This is a genomic window from Streptomyces sp. NPDC094147, assembly GCF_044764265.1.
GTDB lineage: Bacteria > Actinomycetota > Actinomycetes > Streptomycetales > Streptomycetaceae > Streptomyces.
The window spans coordinates 38,708-56,040 of the sequence record NZ_JBIWHT010000037.1 but is presented as its reverse complement, the minus strand read 5'-3'; the positions used below and the strand labels follow the sequence as shown (position 1 = coordinate 56,040).

Sequence of the window (17,333 nt, the reverse complement as noted above, 5' to 3'; positions counted from 1 at the left end):
ATCACGATGTACGGGACGGTCTGGCCGCCCACGTAATCCTCACCGGAGTCGTACACCGCCACCACCGCGTGGTGGTTGAGTCCGGCCACGGACTGTGCCTCACGCGTGAAGCGCGCCTTGGACACCGGGTCCTCGGCGAGATCGGCGCGGAGCAGCTTCACCGCGACGGTCCGGCCCAGGCGCACGTCCTCGGCGGCGAACACCTCCGCCATGCCGCCGCGTCCCAGCCGGTGGGTGAGACGGTAGCGGCCGTCGCCGACAAGTCCGCCGACCCACGACTCGTGGTCCTGCGCATCGGCCATCCCGGCGCCGTTTCCGTCGGGTTCGGGTGCCATCAGTCCTCGCCGTCGTATCTGGCCGCGTCCGCGGTCGTTCCTTACGGTCTTCCGTCGTTCTCTTCCACTGGTTGTGCAGTAGTGCACGCTACAGCGTTCGCGCGGGGCGCCGGTCCGGGATGGACCGGCCATCCAATCGGTTCCACGTGTACCCATGCAAATCGGGTACTCATTCGATGCCGTTCCTGTAACGCTTGCGAGACTCTTCCAGTGCGTACGGTCACGGAACGGGCACTCGGCTTGACGTGACCGACCCCTCGGGCAGACTTGGCCTGAAAAATCGAGGATCAGCACTGGCCACCGCGCCAAGGGGGATGCACAGTCATGAGCCAGGACGGCGCACACGGCCGCTATGCGGGCGGTTCCATCGCGGGCGGGCGCTACCAGCTGCGCGACCTCCTCGGCGAAGGCGGAATGGCGTCGGTGTACCTCGCGTACGACTCCGCCCTGGACCGCTTGGTCGCCATCAAGACACTGCACACCGAGCTCGGCCGGGAACAGTCGTTCCGCGAGCGGTTCCGCCGCGAGGCGCAGGCCGTCGCCAAGCTCCAGCACACCAACATCGTCTCGGTCTTCGACACCGGCGAGGACACGGTGACGTTCAGCGGCTCGGCCGCGGGCGGCGACGGCGTGATGCCGTACATCGTCATGGAGTACGTGGAGGGCGAGCCGCTCGGCTCGACGCTGCACAAGGACATCCAGCAGTACGGTGCGATGCCCGCCGACAAGGCCCTCAAGGTGACCGCCGACGTGCTGGCCGCGCTTGAGGTCAGCCACGAGATGGGGCTGGTCCACCGGGACATCAAGCCGGGCAACGTGATGATGACCAAGCGCGGCCTGGTCAAGGTGATGGACTTCGGCATCGCCCGCGCCATGCAGTCCGGCGTCACCTCCATGACCCAGACCGGCATGGTCGTCGGCACCCCCCAGTACCTGTCGCCCGAGCAGGCGCTCGGCCGCGGCGTGGACGCCCGCTCCGACCTGTACTCGGTCGGCATCATGCTCTTCCAGCTGCTGACCGGGCGCATCCCCTTCGACGCGGACTCGCCGCTGGCGATCGCGTACGCACATGTCCAGGAGGAGCCGGTCGCGCCGTCCGCGGTCAACCGGTCGATCACCCCGGCCATGGACGCGCTGGTCGCCCGCGCCCTGAAGAAGAACCCGAACGAGCGCTTCCCCAGCGCCCAGGCCATGCACGACGAGATCCTGCGGATCGCCTCCTCCGGCCAGATGGGGGCGGCCCCGGTCATCACCGGCGGCGCCCCGCTCTCCAGCGGTGCGGGCGTCGGCTCGACGGTCTTCCCGCCGCTCGACTCGCAGGCCGCGCCCGGCCTCCAGGGCAACGTGCAGACCCCGTACCAGGCGGGCCCCTACGGTCCGCCCACGCCCACGCCCACGCCGGCGACCCCGACCCCGCAGCCGCAGCCGCAGCCCTCCTACGGATACCCGCAGGCGCAGCAGCCCGCGCCGATGGCGGCCCAGACCCCGCCGCCGTACACGATCTCCCCGGCCCAGACCTCTCCGGCCGCCTCCGGCGGTTCGAAGCGGAACACCCCGGTGATCGTGGGCTCGGTCGCGGTGGCCCTCCTCGCGGTCGGCGGCCTGGTCACGGCGCTGATGCTGAACAACAACAGCTCGGGCGGCTCCGGCGGCGACGCCAAGTCCAGCAGTTCGGCGCCGGCCGCCGGCCACAAGCCCCCGGAGCGCTCGCGCACGATGGACTCCGGGAAGTGCACCTCGCCGCAGACCTCCACGCTGGACCCGGGCAAGGTCCAGGCGCCGGACTTCACGTACAAGGACATCCTGTCGGTGAAGTCCTGCCTGCAGGCCGCGGGTTGGAAGGTCAACGTCGAGAAGGTCGACAACGGCCAGTGGGGCGAGGACGTGGTCGTCACCCAGTTCCCCGCGGCCGGTACGGACGTCGACAAGAAGGAAGCGCAGTTCTCGCTCCAGACCTCGACGGGCAACGCACCGGCCCAGTAACCGCGCACCGCTCGCTCACGCAAGGCCCGGCACCCCTGGTGCCGGGCCTTGCGTGCAGGCGGACGGCTTCGGCCGGGGGAGCCTCTCGTTCGGCGCACGCGGGAGCCTCCCGGGATGCCGCACAAGTCGCCCCGTGTGACGCTGATTCGGTCAGCCCAGGCGATCGCGCAGGTCCGTACGGGAAGGGGCCCCTCCCATGACTCCAGGGCTCCGGCCACTCACCGCCGCCGCGACGCTGACGGGAGCGCTGCTCCTGACACCCCTGCCGTACACGGTCGCGGTCGGCACCCCGTCACCCGGCCCGCCCACGACGGCCGTTCCCTCACGGTCGCCGAACTCCTCGCCCAGCGCGCAGCCTTCGCCGCCGGTCGCCTCCGGGGAGCAGCGCCTCGCGGGCAGCAAGGCGGGCGAGGGCCGCACCCGGCCGGGCAGGGTCTCGCCATCGCACGACCTCCTTCCCTACCCGCCCGATACCGAACTGCCCGACGCGGTCCGGCCGGCCCAGCAGGAGGCGGTCCCGGAGACGCCGCCGCAGGCCCCGGTGCCCGAGCCCCCGGAACCCCCGGAGCCCTCGGAGCCCTCGCCGTCCGAACCGCCTGCGACACCTGCGGCGCCTGCTCCCACCAGCGGGGCGGCTCTCCCCCCGAACGGGCACCACCACCAGGCGACCCAGACCGTCACCACCGGATCCGATCTGCGCTTCCACGTCCTCTCCCTCGGGGCGGGCCTCGCCCTGACCGGTCTTGGCCTCGGATTTCTGGGGCTGAGGCTCCGACGGCCGTAAAGGGCTGGGCCGGGCCTGCTGGTGTTTCACGTGAAACATCGCCTGTTGGGCCGGAATCGTCGTGCAACGAGCGGTGGATCACCGCTTGCCGGGGGCACAACGTGATGTGAGGCACGTGTGCGAGAGAATGGGCGGCATGGAGATGCCGAGGAACGAAAAGTCGCCGGACAGCCCCCACATCCTGGTCGTAGGCCAGGACGGTATGGCCATCGGCGGCGGAGACGACGAGTCCCGCGAGGTCCCGGTGACAGAGATGGTCGAACAGCCGGCGAAGGTCATGCGGATCGGCAGCATGATCAAGCAGCTTCTTGAGGAAGTCCGCGCGGCTCCTCTCGACGAGGCGAGCCGTGTGCGCCTGAAGGACATCCATGCCTCCTCCGTGAAGGAGTTGGAAGACGGTCTGGCTCCCGAACTGGTCGAGGAACTGGAGCGGCTCTCCCTGCCGTTCACGGACGAGGCGATCCCCTCCGAGGCCGAACTCCGCATCGCTCAGGCGCAGTTGGTGGGCTGGCTCGAAGGCCTCTTCCACGGGATCCAGACGACTCTGTTCGCCCAGCAGATGGCGGCCCGCGCCCAGCTGGAGCAGATGCGCCGGGCACTGCCGCCCGGTGCCTCGCACGAGGACGACGAGGACGGCGGCCCGCACGCGGGCGCCCGCTCGGGCCCGTACCTGTAACCCGGCCTGTCGTACGGAGCGATCCGTTGTAGGAGGCTGCGCGTCGTACGCGGCGTCCGTCGGACGGAACACGCAGAGGGGGCGCCTTCCCGGCGCCCCCTTCGCGTGTCACCCGGCCGTGAGCAGGACCTTCCCGACGTGCGTGGAGGCTTCGAGCACCCGGTGGCCCTCGGCTGCGTCCGCCAGCGGTACCGTCCGGTCCACCACGGGCCGCACCCGGCCGGCGGAGATCAGCGGCCACACGTGCTCACGCACGGCCGCCACGATCGCGGCCTTCTCCGCCGCGGGCCGGCCCCGCAGCGAGGTCGCGGTGACCGCGGCCCGCTTGACGAGCAGCTCGCCCAGGTTCAGTTCGCCCTTGGCGCCGCCCTGGAGGCCGATCACCGCGAGCCTGCCGTTGACGGCGAGCGCCCGCACGTTCCGCTCCAGGTACTTCGCTCCCATGATGTCGAGGATGACATCGGCACCCGCGCCGTCCGTGGCCTTCATCACCTCGTCCACGAAGTCCTGTTCGCGGTAGTCGATCAGGATGTCCGCGCCCAGTTCGGCGCAGCGCGCCAGCTTGTCCGGACCGCCCGCCGTCACCACGACCCGGGCGCCGATGGCCTTGCCGAGCTGGATCGCCATCGTGCCGATCCCGCTCGCCCCGCCGTGCACCAGGAGCGTCTCGCCGGGGCGCAGATGCGACACCATGAACACGTTGGACCACACGGTGCAGACGACCTCGGGCAGGGCCGCCGCGGCGGTCAGCTCCACTCCCTCGGGCACGGGCAGCAGTTGCCCGGCCGGTACCGCCACCTTCTCGGCATAGCCGCCGCCGCTGAGCAGCGCGCACACCTCGTCGCCGACGCTCCACCCCGACACCCCGGGACCCAGCGCGGTGATCCGCCCGGAACATTCCAGGCCCGGATACGGGGACGCCCCAGGCGGCGGGTTGTAGAAGCCCTGCCGCTGGAGCACATCGGCACGGTTGACGGCGGCGGCGGCCACCTCGACGAGGACCTCGCCCTCGCCCGGTACCGGATCGGGGACCTCGGCCCAGACCAGCGCCTCGGGACCGCCCGGCTCAGGAATCGTGATCGCATACATGCGTCCGACGCTACTCCGGCTGACCCTCCGGGGGCGCGCCACCGGCTCGTACGATCGTGATCAGCCGGTCCGTCAGCTGGAGCGGGCTCGCCTTGGCGTCGTGGTACGGCAGCAGCCGGTGGCCGCGCAGCACGCTCACCACCAGATCCTCGGTCTCCCGTACCCCGCGCCCGACCTCGCTCTTCTTCACGGGCCGCTCGACCATGTCGAGCCCGCTGCCCTGCTGGATCAGGTCCTCCATCACGGTGCCCGCACTCGGGCTGAGCACGGACAGGCCGAGCAGCCGGCCGGCCGCGCTGGCGCTGGTGATGACGGCGTCCGCGCCGGACTGGCGCAGCAGCGGCGCGTTCTCCTCCTCCCGCACCGCGGCGACGATCTTCGCGCCCCGGTTGAGCTGGCGGGCCGTCAGCGCGACCAGGACCGCGGTGTCGTCGCGTTGGGTGGCGATGACGATCTGGCGGGCCTTTTGGAGCTCGGCCCGCAGCAGCACATCGCTGCGGGTGGCGTCGCCGATGACCCCGACGAAACCCTCCGCGGTGGCGGTCTCGATCACCTTCGCGCTCGGGTCGACCACCACGACGTGGTCCTTCTTCAGGCCCGTCGCGCAGAGGGTCTGGATCGCTGAGCGCCCCTTCGTCCCGAAGCCGACGACGACAGTGTGGTCTCGCAATTGAGCCTTCCAGCGGTTGAGCCGCCACTCCTCGCGGGTCCGTTCGGTGAGGACTTCGAGCGTGGTTCCGACGAGGATGATCAGGAACAGCACGCGCAGCGGGGTGACCAGCAGGATGTTGGTGAGCCGTGCGCTGTCGCTGTACGGGACGATGTCGCCGTAGCCCGTCGTGGAGAGCGTGACGGTGGCGTAGTAGGCGGCGTCGAGGAAGTCGACCCTGCCATTGGCGTTGTCGTGGTAGCCCTCGCGGTCGATCCAGACGATGAAGGTCGTCAGTATCAGCACGGCGAGTGCCATGAGGAGCCGCTTGGCGACCTGGCGCAGCGGCCGGTCGACGACCCGGCGGGGCAGTTGCACCCGCCGGGTGATCAGGTTCTCGCCTGCCTGCCGCGCCATCGCATCATGGCCGGGCAGTTTCACGTGAAACATCCTTCCCGTACACGGGAGTTGAGTACCTGGGCCGGGTGTTTCACGTGAAACACCCGGCCCAGACGCAGGAGTTGGGGATCAGGGCGGGACGTTTCACGTGAAACACCCTTCACCCGAGCCCGATTGAGCCCACGGCAGATCGAGGATCTCGACCTCCTCGCCCGCCCGTGCCCCGCCGGGCGGCACCACCGCCAGCCCGTCGGCGGCCGCGATCCCGCGCAGCATCGCGGGCCCGTTGTAGTGCAGCGGCACGACGCGTTCGGACCGGTGCACCACCGGGACGAGCCGGGTGTCGTGCGGATGCCCCTGCACCTCGTTGCGCAGCGGCGCGGTGTACGCCACCGGGCTTGCCCGGTGCGCGAGTTCACGCAGCAGCGGCTCGGCGAGGGTGAGCAGTCCGGACACCGCGGCGAGCGGATTGCCGGGCAGTCCGACCAGGTGCTTTCCCACTCCGATCTGCGCCAGCAGCATGGGGTGCCCCGGCCGCACGTCGACCCCGTCGACCAAGAGCTCCGCACCGGCTTTGTGCAGCACGGGGTGGACGTGGTCGACGGGTCCGGCCGCCGTGCCGCCCGTCGTGATCACGAGGTCGGCCGAGGAGCCGGTGACGGCACGGAGCAGCGCCCCCGCGTCGTCCTTCAGCCGCCGGGTCCCGACGACCTCCGCGCCGAGCGCCCGCAGCCAGAACCCGAGCATCGGGCCGAGCGCGTCCCGGATCAGCCCGTCGTGGGGGAGACCCTGCGTGAGCAGTTCGTCGCCGAGGACGAGGATCTCGACGCGGGGTCGCGGGACGGTGGCCAGCTCGTCGTATCCGGCGGCGGCGGCCAGGCCGAGCACAGCCGGGGTGACCAGCGCGGTGGCGGGCAGCAGCACATCACCGGAGCGGCACTCCTGGCCGCGCGGGCGGATGTCCTGGCCGTGCAGCACCACGCGGTCGGCCTGGAGCTGCGTGTGGGCCGCGTCGGTGCGGGCGTGCTCGCTGCGGATCACCGCGGTCGCCCCGGCCGGGATACGGGCCCCGGTGGCGATGCGTACGGCTTCGCCGTCGGCGAGGGCGGCGGGCGCGGCGTGGCCGGCGAGGATGCCGCCGCCCCGCAGCGCCCACGGGCCGGGCCCGGCGACGGCCCAGCCGTCCATCGCGGAGGTGTCGAAGGACGGCAGGTCGGTGAGCGCGGTGAGCGCTTCGGTGAGGACCTCGCCCAGGGCCTGATCCAGCGGCACCCGGTGGGCCCGGACCGGCGCGGTGCGGCCGGCCCGCGCGGCCACGGCACGGGCATCGGCCCAGGCGGCGGCGCGGCGGCGGGGCGCGGGACGGGCCTCGGGGGTCGTGGCCCGAGCGCGATCCCCGTCGTCCTTTGCGGACTCCCCGTCGGCGGCCGCCGGGAGGCGGGCTTCGCGCAGCAGGGCGAGGGCCTCGTCGGATCCGTCGTCCGCGGCCGGGCCGGAGGCGGTCATCCGGCGTCGTTCTTCGGGCCGTCGGAGGCCTCGGCCTCGGCCGCCCAGCGGTTGGCGAGCGCGGCGGCCCTGCGGGCCGCGTCGGCCACGTCCTTGCCCTCGCCGCCCGCCTTCGCGGCCGCGTAGCCGACGAGGAAGGTGGTGAGCGGCGCGGCGGGCCGGGCGACGCCGTGGGCGGCGTCCCTGGCCAGGTCGAGCAGCACGCCGGTGTCGACGTCCAGCTCGATGCCGAGTTCGTCCTTGACTGCGGTGATCCATTCGTCCAGCACGCTTCCATGCTCCCTGATCCGGGCGCGAGCGGCGGCGAGGTCCTCCCAGGTGTCGCAGTCGAACGAGGCGAGCGGGTCCGCGGCGATGCGGGCGAGGTCGAGTTCCGCGGTGAGCAGCCGCAGCGGCAGTCCGGCGAGCGAGCCGTGCTCGGTGGCGAGCAGCGCCAGCTCGCGGCGGAGCGGTTCGGCGCGGTAGACGGCGACCAGCGGCTGGTCGCGGCCGTCGGCGTCGGTGCAGAGCACGCCGTCGTGGCCGGTGCGCGCCAGCGCGTCGAGGAGCGCGTCGACGGTCGGTGCCGTGAGGAACGGCAGATCGGCCGAGAGCACGAGCACGCTCCCGGCCGTCGTGAGCCGCACCCCGGCGGCCAGCGCGGCCAGCGGTCCGCCGCCGGCCGGTTCCTCCCGGGCCCACACCACGGGCCGCGCGGTGGCCCGGCGCCCGCCCACCACCACGGTGGTGGCGGCACCGGCGCAGGCGGTGAGCACCCGGTCGAGCAGTGCCCGGCCGCCCACGCTGAGCCCGGGTTTGTCGGCGCCGCCGAGTCTCCTGGCGGCGCCTCCGGCGAGTACTACGGCGTCATACGCGGTCATCCCCCGAGTATGGGCCGCCGGACGATCACCGTTACCCCCGCGAACGTCCCGAGTCGGCAGGGGCGTTCGTCACAGGGTGCGCAGCAGCACCGCCGGATGTTCCACGCAGTCGGCGACGTGGCGCAGGAAGCCGCCCGCGGTGCCGCCGTCGCACACCCGGTGGTCGAAGGTGAGCGAGAGCTGGACCACCTGGCGCACCGCGAGCTCACCCTCGTACACCCACGGCTTGGGGATGATGCGGCCGACGCCCAGCATCGCCGCCTCGGGGTGGTTGATGATCGGCGTGGAGCCGTCGACGCCGAACACCCCGTAGTTGTTGAGGGTGAAGGTGCCGCCGGTCAGCTCGGCCGGGGTCAGGGTCGCGGTGCGGGCCGCCTCGGTGAGCCGGGCGAGCTCGGCGCCCAGCGAGTCGACGTTGCGGGTGTGGGCGTCGCGGACCACCGGCACGACCAGACCGCGCTCGGTCTGGGCCGCGAAGCCCAGGTGCACCTCGGGCAGCCGCACGATCTCGCGGGCCGCGAGATCCACCGTGGAGTTGAGCTCGGGGAAGCGGGCGAGGGCCGCCGTGCAGATGCGGGCGAGGAGTGCCAGGACGGACACCTTGGGGCCGCCCGCGGCGTTCATGGCGGCGCGCGCCGCCATCAGTTCCGTGGCGTCGGCGTCCACCCAGCAGGTGGCGTCGGGGATTTCGGTGCGGCTGCGACTGAGCTTGTCGGCGACCGCGCCCCGGATGCCCCGCAGCGCGATCCGCTCACCGGCGGACGCCGGGACGGCGGCGGGAGCCGCGGGGGCCTCGGCGGGTGCCGTCATCGCCGATTCCACGTCGGCGCGCAGGATCAGACCCTCGGGCCCCGTACCCCGCAACTCCCGCAGGTCCAGGCCGTGTTCACGGGCCAGCCTGCGGACGAGCGGCGAGATGACGGGCACGGGACCTACTGCTTGGGCGGGCGGGGGCGCGGGCGCGGCGACGGGGCCCGCCGCCTTAGCGGGAGCGGTCGGCGCGGCCGGAGTCACCGGCCTGACCCGGGAGCGGCGTCGGGTGGTGGCCCCGCCCGTCCCGTAGCCGACCAGGACATTGCCCGAGCCCTCGGCGGACTCGGCCTCCTCCACGGCGTCCGGGGCACCGACCGCGACGGTCAACAGCGGTGCGCCGACGGGCAGTTCCGTGCCTTCCTCGCCGAAGCGGGCGGTCACCACGCCCCCGTAGGGGCAGGGCACCTCGACCATCGCCTTGGCCGTCTCCACCTCGACCACCGGCTGGTCCACGGCGACCACATCGCCCACCGAGACGAGCCAGCGCACGATCTCCGCCTCGGTGAGGCCCTCGCCGAGGTCGGGCAGCTTGAACTCCAGGACCTTCGGCATCAGTGCTCCGCCTCCCACTGCAACCGCGCCACCGCGTCCAGCACCCGGTCCACACCGGGCAGATGGTGCTTCTCCAGCATCGGCGGCGGGTACGGGATGTCGAAGCCGGCCACCCGCAGCACAGGCGCCTCCAGGTGGTGGAAGCAGCGTTCGGTGATGCGCGCCGCGATCTCGCCGCCGGGGCCGCCGAAACCGGCCGACTCGTGGACGACCACGGCCCGCCCGGTGCGGCGCACCGATGCGCACACCGTCTCGTCGTCGAAGGGAACCAGCGAGCGCAGATCCACGACTTCGAGGTCCCAGCCCTCCTCGCGGGCCGCCTCGGCCGCCTCCATGCACACCGGAAGCGAGGGCCCGTAGGTGATGAGCGTGGCGCTGTGGCCGGTGCGCCGCACTACCGCGGTGCCCAGGGGCTCGACGGCCGCCGGCGCCTCGGGCGACCAGTCGGACTTCGACCAGTACAGCCGCTTCGGCTCCAGGAAGACGACCGGGTCGTCGGATGCGATCGCGGCCCTGAGCAGCCCGTACGCGTCCTCGACGGTGGCCGGGGTGACGACCTTGAGGCCGGGCGTCGCCATGTAGTAGGCCTCGCTGGAGTCGCTGTGGTGCTCGACGCCGCCGATCCCGCCGCCGTAGGGCACCCGCACCACGATCGGCATCGGCATCGCCCCGCGGGTGCGGTTGCGCATCTTGGAGACATGGCTGATGAGCTGCTCGAACGCCGGGTAGGCGAAGGCGTCGAACTGCATCTCGACCACCGGCCGCAACCCGTACATCGCCATGCCGACGGCCGTGCCCAGGATGCCGGCCTCGGCGAGCGGGGTGTCGGTGCAGCGGTCCTCGCCGAACTCCTTGGCGAGCCCGTCGGTGACCCGGAAGACGCCGCCGAGCGTGCCGACGTCCTCTCCGAGGACGTGCACGGACGGGTCCTCGGCCATGGCGTCGCGCATCGCGCGCTGCAGGGCCTGCGCCATGGTGGCGGGCTTCTTGTCGGTGGCGGTGGTCATCACCGGGCCTCGGCTTCCAGCTCGGCGCGCAACTGGGCGGCCTGCTCGCGCAGTTGGCCGCTCTGCTCGGCGTAGACCTCGGCGAAGAGGTCCATGGGGTCGAGGACGGGGTCGGCGTTCATCCGCTCGCGCAGCGCCGCGGCCATGGTCTCGGCGGCCTCGGCGGCGGCCCGTATGCCGTTCTCGTCGAGGATGCCGCGGGCGGTCAGCTCGTCCTCCAGGAGCCGGATCGGGTCGTGGTCGCGCCAGGCGTCGACCTCGGCGGAGCCCCGGTAGCGGGTCGCGTCGTCGGCGTTGGTGTGCGCCTCCATGCGGTACGTCACGGCCTCGATCAGGGTCGGTCCGCCGCCGCGCCGGGCCCGCCCGACGGCCTCGGCGAGCACTTGGTGCACGGCGGGCGCGTCGTTGCCGTCGACCAGCCGGCCCGGCATCCCGTACCCCACGGCCTTGTGGGCGAGGGAGGGCGCGGCGGTCTGCTTGGCGAGCGGTACGGAGATCGCGAAGCCGTTGTTCTGGACCAGGAAGACCACCGGGGCCTGCCAGACGGCCGCGAAGTTCAGCGCCTCGTGGAAGTCGCCCTCGCTGGTGCCTCCGTCGCCGACCAGGGCGAGCGCCACCACGTCGTCGCCCTTGAGGCGGGCCGCGTGCGCCAGGCCCACCGCGTGCGGCAGCTGGGTGGCCAGCGGCGTGCACAGCGGTGCGATGCGGTGCTCGCGCGGGTCGTAGCCGGTGTGCCAGTCGCCGCGCAGCAGCGTCAGCGCCTGTACGGGGTCCAGGCCCCGGGCGACGGCGGCCAGGGTGTCGCGGTAGCTGGGGAAGAGCCAGTCGCGCTCCTCCAGGGCGAGCGCGGCGGCGACCTCGCAGGCCTCCTGGCCGGTCGAGGACGGGTACACGGCCAGGCGGCCCTGCTTGGTGAGGGCGGTCGCCTGCGCGTTGTAGCGGCGGCCGCGCACCAGCTCCGCGTACAGCTTCAGCATCAGCGCGCGGTCGAGCTCGGCGCCGGTGCCCAGGACCCGGAAGGGCTCGGGGTCCGGGAGGAGCGGCGCGGGGTCGGTGCGGGGCCGCCAGGCGGGCGGAGGGGTCGGCCGGTATGCGGCGGCACCGGGGAGCTCTTGGACCGTCATGCCAATGCACCTCCTTGTGGGAGCGGACATCCATACGCGAGGCGTGAATGTGACGCCCCTCACCTACCGATTGTTCGGTCGTGGACGCATTTTGGCTACAGGCGCCTTCAGCCTGTGGACAAACGGTTCTCCACAGCCTGGGATGGGAACAGGTCGTCCACAACAGGAAGGCGGGGGGACATGGCAGCTGAACAAATGGCCACCGGTGGCGCTCGGCCCGCACCGCCGCGCCCGCTGGACGAGATCGACCACTCGATCCTGCGCATCCTGCAGACGGACGGCAGGGCGTCGATACGCGCCGTGGCCGAGCGGGTGCACGTCTCGCGCGCCAATGCGTACGCGCGTATCAACCGGCTCGTCGAGGACAGCGTGATCCGTGGTTTCGCCGCCCGCGTGGACCACGAAAGGGCCGGTCAGGGCGCGGCCGCGTACATCACGCTCAAGATCGTGCAGAACTCGTGGCGCACGGTCCGCGAGCAGCTCCAGGAGCTGCCGGGGGCGGCTCATATCGCCCTGGTGAGCGGGGACTTCGACGTGCTGCTCCTGGTGCACACACCCGACAACAGGGCGCTGCGCGAGCTCGTCCTCACCCGGATCCAGTCCATCCCCGAGGTCCTGTCGACGCGGACGCTGCTGGTGTTCGAGGAGACCGATCTGGACCCGTCGTGAGGGTCAGGTGCAGTACTTCCTGAGGAAGCCGAGGACGGTCTGCCAGGTGTCGGGGTCGGCGAGCAGGCCCACGCCGTGCCGGTCGGAGCCCTGCACGAAGTCGAGTCGGTTCTCCACCGCCCTGGCGCTCGCCCGGCTCAGCTCCCTGGCGGCCGGGCCGGCCGCGCCGTCCCGCTCACCGGCCACGTAGAGCACCGGCGCGGCGAGGGCCGGGGCCGCACCCAGCGCGTCGAGGGAGCCGTCCTTGGCGGGGGCGGACAGCGCGACCACCGCGTCCGGCTCCAGCGGGATGCGGGCGGCCGCCTGGAGGGTGGCGGCGCCGCCCCTGGACGCGCCCATGAGGAGCAGCTTCCAGGCGCCCTCGGCGCGCAGCAGGCTCGCGGCGCCCTCGATCTCGGCCACTTCGTCGCCGGTCGTGCTGTTGACGGCGAGCACCCGGAAGCCCGTCTTGCCGAGCTCGACGGCCTTGTCCTTCCACTGACAGACATTTCCGTCCGCCTGATGCGCAAGAACGATCCCGGTGTTGCCACTTCCAGTCAGAAAACCGCCAGTGGCCGCTCCGCTGGAGCTCTTGAAGACGATGGACCCCGACGCCGCCTGCTCGGGGGTCAGACAGCCGAAGGTGTCGCCCTTGACCGGCGGGGCCTGCCCGGCCGGCCCCGCCTCGGCCTTCCTGACCGCCGCTCCGGCATCGGGCGACTTGCCCGCCGCATCGTTTCTGCCGCCCTCACCACTGCACCCGGCCAGCGTCAGCCCCGCGAGCAGTACCGCGGCACAGACGGACACGACGGGCGCAGGAGTTAGCGAGGCAGCCATGACCGTGGATGTTGATCCGCTTCGGTGCCTCAGTCAACGGCGCCGCAACTCACGGGCCGGTACGCAACCCCTCGAACGCCATGCGGACCACTGTGTCGGCCACCTGGTCGCCGTCCGCCTCCCCCTCGCGCTGCGGCCGGTACCACTCCACAAGGGAGTTGACCATGCCGAACAGCAGCCGGGTCGCCAGGCGAATGTCCAGGTCGGCCCGGAGATCGCCGTCCGCCACGGCCGCCTTGAGCAGATCGGACACCCGCTGGTCGAACTCCCTGCGCCGCTCCATCGCCCAGCGTTCCGTCTTGGTGTTTCCGCGGACGCGCAGCAGCAGCGTGACGTAGGGAAGTTCCGCCATCAGCACTTCGACCGTACGACGAGTGACGTACTCGACTCGCTCGATCGGTCGGCCGCGCAGCGCGCCCGGCTCGTCCAGGACGCCGAAGAGGCCGTCGATGGCGCGGCTCACGGCCCGCCGCAGCAGCTCCTCCTTGCCGGCGACATGGTGGTAGATCGACGACTTGGAGATCCCGGCCGCCTTGGAGAGGTGCTCCATCGACGTGCCGTCGTAGCCGCGCTCATTGAAGACCCGGACGGCGACCGTGAGAAGCGTCTCGGGCGTGTAGGTGTCCCGCTTGGCGGTTGTCATGAGCCCGTCTCCGCGTCGGCGGCGTACGCCTGCCGGTAGAGCGCAAGCGAGGGCGCGTAGCGGCCGGTGGGGCAGCGCTCGTGCAGCGCGGTGAGCAGGTCGTACGCCCAGTCCGGGCCGAGCCGCCGGTTCCATTCGACCGGCCCCAACGGGTAGTTGACCCCGAGCCGCATCGCGGTGTCGATGTCCTCGGGCGAGGCGACGCCCTTGGCGACGGCGTCGGCGGCGAGATCGGCGAGCATCGCGACGGTACGGGCGACGATCATCCCCGGTACGTCGCCGATGACGCTGACCTCCTTGCCGAGCTTCTGGAACAGGCCGACGGCCTCGGCAACCGCGCGCTCGGAGGTGTCCTCGCTCGCGGACAGCGCGATCCGGGTGGCACCCCGGTAGTCGAGGGCGAGGTCGAAGTAGACGACATCCGCGAACTCGACGGACGTCTTGCCGTCGGCCGGGACGAGCTGTCCATCCCCCGGAAGCTCGATGTAGGGGCCGCCGTCGTTGACGGTCTTCACGTCGATGCCGGCCTCGGTCATCATCGCGACCAGGTCGCGGGCCGGGCCGAGGTCACCGACGACGGTGACGGCCGCCGGCGCCTCGGCGGGCGGCGCGGTGTGCGGCTCACCGCGCGCGACATCCTTTGAGGACGCGCCGGACGCGCCGACCGCGCCGGACGCTTCGTAGGTGTACCAGCCGCGCCCGCTCTTGCGCCCGTGCAGCCCCGATTCGACCAGACGGCGCTGGGCCAGTGACGGCGTGAACTTGGGGCTGTGGAAGAAGGATTCCCACACCGAGCGCGTCACCGCCTCGTTCACGTCCTGCCCGATGAGGTCGGTGAGCTCGAACGGGCCCATCCGGAACCCGCCGCACTCGCGCAGCACCGCGTCGATGGTGGCCGCGTCCGCGCCGCGCTCCTCGTACACCGCGAAGGCCTCGGCGTAGAAGGGCCGGGCGATGCGGTTGACGATGAAGCCGGGGGTGTCCGTGCAGCGCACGGGCGTCTTGCCCCAGGCCTTCGCCGTCTCGTACGCCCTGGTCGCGGCCGCCGCCTCGGTGGCGAAGCCGCTGACGACCTCGACCAGGGGGAGCAGCGGCGCCGGGTTGAAGAAGTGCAGGCCGACGAAGCGGCCGGGGTGCCTGAGCGCGCCGGCGATCGCGGTGACGGACAGCGAGGAGGTGTTGGTGGCGAGCAGGCAGTCCTCGCCGACCACGTCCTCCAGGGCGGTGAACAGCTCTTGTTTGACGGGGAGTTGTTCCAGGACCGCCTCGACGACGAGCGCGGCGTCGGCCAGCTCGGCGAGCTCCTCGGCGGGGTGCAGCCGGGCGAGCGCCGCATCGCGGTCCGCGACGGCCATGCGGCCCTTGTCGACCAGTCGGCCCAGCCGCCCGGCGATGGCGTCGGCGGCCTCGCGCGCGCGGCCCGGCACGGCGTCGTGGAGCCTCACGCGGTGCCCGGCGACCAGGGCCACCTGGGCGATGCCCTGGCCCATGGTTCCGGTGCCGACGACGGCGACGGTACGGCTCGGCGCGATGGCTGGGGCGCTGGCGGTTTCGGTCATGGACGCGATCCTCCCCTACGGCTTGCCCACGGGCCCGACGGGCCCCCTCCAGGGGGCTGCCCACCGGGTCCGTGGCGGGTGTGGCCGGTAGTTGTCCACAGGTTTCCCTGACCCTCTTGTCCCGACCGATCGTTCGGTTACTCTAACTGTGTCCGGCTCTCCCTGCCCAGCTCGATGACTCGACGAGGAGTTGCTCGCATGCAGCTGACCGAGAAGCACAGGCCCACCCTGGACGGGGCCCTGGAAGCGATCCGCACGCGTGCGTACTGGTCGCCGCACCCGGAGCACCCCAAGGCCTACGGGGAGACGGGCGCCGAGGACGGCAAGGCGGCCTTCGACGCGCTCCTGAACCGGCGCTTCGACCTCGACCAGCCGGGCACCGACGACTGGACGGGCGCCGAAGTCTCGCCCTACGGCATCGAGTTGGGCATCCAGTACCCGCACCCGGACATCGACGTGCTGCTGCCCGCGATGCGGGCCGGCATGGCCGACTGGCGGGCCGCCGGACCCGAGACGCGGGCCCTGGTCTGCATCGAGATCCTGGCCCGGATCGGCGCGCGGACGCACGAGTTCGCGCACGCGGTCATGCACACCAGCGGCCAGGCCTTCATGATGGCGTTCCAGGCGGGCGGGCCGCACGCCCAGGACCGCGGCCTGGAAGCCGTCGCGTACGCCTACCAGGAGCAGACCCGCACGCCGCAGGGCGGCGCCGCCTGGTCCAAGCCGCAGGGCAAGCGCGAGCCGCTGGAGCTCACCAAGACGTTCACGCCGGCCGGGCGCGGCATCGCCCTGCTCATCGGCTGCAACACCTTCCCGACGTGGAACGGCTACCCGGGCCTGTTCGCCTCGCTGGCCACCGGGAACCCGGTCCTGGTCAAGCCGCATCCGCGCGCGGTCCTGCCGCTGGCGCTGACGGTGAAGGCGGCGCGCGAGGTGCTCGCCGAGGCGGGCTTCGACCCCAACCTGGTGGCGCTGGCCGCCGAGCGGCCCGGCGAGGGCATCGCCAAGACCCTCGCCGTCCGGCCCGAGGTCAAGATCATCGACTACACGGGTTCGTCCGCGTTCGGCGACTGGCTGGAGGCCAACGCCCGCCAGGCGCAGGTCTACACGGAGAAGGCCGGCGTCAACACGGTGGTCGTCGACTCCACCGACAACTACAAGGGCATGCTCGCCAACCTGTCCTTCTCGCTGTCCCTGTACAGCGGCCAGATGTGCACCACCCCGCAGAACCTGCTGATCCCCCGCGACGGCATCACCACCGACGCGGGCAAGAAGTCCTACGACGAGGTGGTCGGCGACCTCGCGGGCGCGGTCGGCGGCCTCCTCGGCGACGACGCCCGCGCCAACGCGCTGCTCGGCGCGCTGGTCAACCCGGACGTGAAGGCCCGCCTGGACGCGGCCCCCGGCCTCGGCGAAGTGGCGCTGCCCTCAAGGGAGGTGACCAACCCCGAGTTCCCGGGCGCGGTGGTGCGCACCCCGGTGATCGTCAAGCTGGACGGCGCGAAGCCCGACGCGGAGGCCGTCTACCTGTCGGAGTGCTTCGGCCCGGTGTCCTTCGCGGTCGCCGTCGACTCCACGTCGGACGCGGTCGAGCTGCTGCGCCGCACCATCCGCGACAAGGGCGCGATGACGGTGGGCGCGTACACCACCTCACCGGAGGTGGAGCGCGCGGTGGAGGACGTCTGCCTGGACGAGTCGGCCCAGCTGTCGCTGAACCTGACGGGCGGGGTGTACGTCAACCAGACGGCCGCCTTCTCCGACTTCCACGGCTCGGGCGGCAACCCGGCGGCCAACGCGGCCCTGTGCGACGGGGCGTTCGTGGCGAACAGGTTCCGGGTGGTGGAGGTCCGCAGGCAGGCCTGAGGGCGC

General features: G+C 72.2%; 15 protein-coding genes and 1 pseudogene. 5 read left to right on the top strand and 11 right to left on the bottom strand.

Annotated features, from left to right (window positions below; genetic code table 11):
* Window positions 1-335: pseudogene (locus ACIQ8J_RS32070) on the bottom strand (serine/threonine protein kinase); the annotation flags it as partial.
* 324 nt (window positions 336-659) lie between these two features.
* Here ACIQ8J_RS32070 and ACIQ8J_RS32065 point away from each other — a divergent pair.
* The 3 genes from ACIQ8J_RS32065 to ACIQ8J_RS32055 all read left to right on the top strand — a co-directional run bounded on the left by ACIQ8J_RS32065 (window position 660) and on the right by ACIQ8J_RS32055 (window position 3,778).
* Window positions 660-2,318 (top strand): protein kinase, encoded by a 1,659-nt coding sequence (locus tag ACIQ8J_RS32065; protein WP_403276358.1) that lies wholly within the window; start codon window positions 660-662, stop codon window positions 2,316-2,318.
* Between the two features lie 196 nt (window positions 2,319-2,514).
* Complete coding sequence (locus ACIQ8J_RS32060) at window positions 2,515-3,102, top strand: hypothetical protein (RefSeq protein WP_403276356.1); 588 nt, start codon at window positions 2,515-2,517, stop codon at window positions 3,100-3,102.
* A 136-nt stretch (window positions 3,103-3,238) separates the two neighbouring features.
* Complete coding sequence (locus ACIQ8J_RS32055; RefSeq protein WP_403276354.1) at window positions 3,239-3,778, top strand: bacterial proteasome activator family protein; 540 nt, start codon at window positions 3,239-3,241, stop codon at window positions 3,776-3,778.
* 108 nt (window positions 3,779-3,886) lie between these two features.
* Here the strand turns inward: ACIQ8J_RS32055 and ACIQ8J_RS32050 are convergent, their stop codons facing one another.
* From ACIQ8J_RS32050 to pdhA, 7 genes are all read right to left on the bottom strand, one after another.
* Window positions 3,887-4,867 (bottom strand): NAD(P)H-quinone oxidoreductase, encoded by a 981-nt coding sequence (locus ACIQ8J_RS32050; RefSeq protein WP_403276352.1) that lies wholly within the window; start codon window positions 4,865-4,867, stop codon window positions 3,887-3,889.
* Between the two features lie 10 nt (window positions 4,868-4,877).
* Window positions 4,878-5,966 (bottom strand): potassium channel family protein, encoded by a 1,089-nt coding sequence (locus ACIQ8J_RS32045; RefSeq protein WP_403276350.1) that lies wholly within the window; start codon window positions 5,964-5,966, stop codon window positions 4,878-4,880.
* A 93-nt stretch (window positions 5,967-6,059) separates the two neighbouring features.
* Window positions 6,060-7,421 carry a molybdopterin molybdotransferase MoeA gene (locus ACIQ8J_RS32040; protein ID WP_403276347.1) on the bottom strand — a complete coding sequence of 454 codons (1,362 nt, stop codon included), beginning with the start codon at window positions 7,419-7,421 and terminating at the stop codon, window positions 6,060-6,062.
* The gene (locus ACIQ8J_RS32035; RefSeq protein ID WP_403276343.1) at window positions 7,418-8,281 is read right to left on the bottom strand and encodes an NTP transferase domain-containing protein; all 864 of its coding nucleotides are present in this window, start codon (window positions 8,279-8,281) and stop codon (window positions 7,418-7,420) included. Before ACIQ8J_RS32035 ends, ACIQ8J_RS32040 begins: the two co-directional genes overlap by 4 nt.
* 69 nt (window positions 8,282-8,350) lie before the next feature.
* Entirely contained in the window at window positions 8,351-9,646 is a 1,296-nt protein-coding gene (locus ACIQ8J_RS32030) for a dihydrolipoamide acetyltransferase family protein (protein ID WP_403276341.1), read from the bottom strand.
* The gene (locus tag ACIQ8J_RS32025) at window positions 9,646-10,653 is read right to left on the bottom strand and encodes an alpha-ketoacid dehydrogenase subunit beta (protein ID WP_403276339.1); all 1,008 of its coding nucleotides are present in this window, start codon (window positions 10,651-10,653) and stop codon (window positions 9,646-9,648) included. Before ACIQ8J_RS32025 ends, ACIQ8J_RS32030 begins: the two co-directional genes overlap by 1 nt.
* On the bottom strand, window positions 10,653-11,777 hold the full coding sequence (pdhA, locus tag ACIQ8J_RS32020; RefSeq protein WP_403276338.1) for a pyruvate dehydrogenase (acetyl-transferring) E1 component subunit alpha: 1,125 nt from the start codon (window positions 11,775-11,777) through the stop codon (window positions 10,653-10,655). Before pdhA ends, ACIQ8J_RS32025 begins: the two co-directional genes overlap by 1 nt.
* 180 nt (window positions 11,778-11,957) lie before the next feature.
* On the opposite strand from pdhA, the gene ACIQ8J_RS32015 reads away from it, so the two are divergent.
* Window positions 11,958-12,446, top strand: coding sequence for an Lrp/AsnC family transcriptional regulator (locus ACIQ8J_RS32015; RefSeq protein WP_403276337.1), 489 nt, complete (start codon window positions 11,958-11,960; stop codon window positions 12,444-12,446).
* Window positions 12,447-12,449: 3 nt separating this feature from the next.
* Here ACIQ8J_RS32015 and ACIQ8J_RS32010 read toward each other — a convergent pair whose 3' ends face one another.
* The 3 genes from ACIQ8J_RS32010 to ACIQ8J_RS32000 are packed head-to-tail and all read right to left on the bottom strand — an operon-like array spanning window position 12,450 to window position 15,464.
* Complete coding sequence (locus ACIQ8J_RS32010) at window positions 12,450-13,262, bottom strand: alpha/beta hydrolase family protein (RefSeq protein ID WP_403276336.1); 813 nt, start codon at window positions 13,260-13,262, stop codon at window positions 12,450-12,452.
* Window positions 13,263-13,311: 49 nt separating this feature from the next.
* Window positions 13,312-13,905, bottom strand: a complete 594-nt coding sequence (locus ACIQ8J_RS32005) for a TetR/AcrR family transcriptional regulator (RefSeq protein ID WP_403276334.1) — start codon at window positions 13,903-13,905, stop codon at window positions 13,312-13,314.
* Window positions 13,902-15,464, bottom strand: a complete 1,563-nt coding sequence (locus ACIQ8J_RS32000) for a 3-hydroxyacyl-CoA dehydrogenase (RefSeq protein ID WP_403276331.1) — start codon at window positions 15,462-15,464, stop codon at window positions 13,902-13,904. The genes ACIQ8J_RS32005 and ACIQ8J_RS32000 overlap by 4 nt, the downstream gene beginning before the upstream one ends.
* A 198-nt stretch (window positions 15,465-15,662) precedes the next feature.
* On the opposite strand from ACIQ8J_RS32000, the gene paaN reads away from it, so the two are divergent.
* Entirely contained in the window at window positions 15,663-17,327 is a 1,665-nt protein-coding gene (paaN, locus tag ACIQ8J_RS31995) for a phenylacetic acid degradation protein PaaN (protein WP_403276330.1), read from the top strand.
* Window positions 17,328-17,333: the final 6 nt, after the last annotated feature.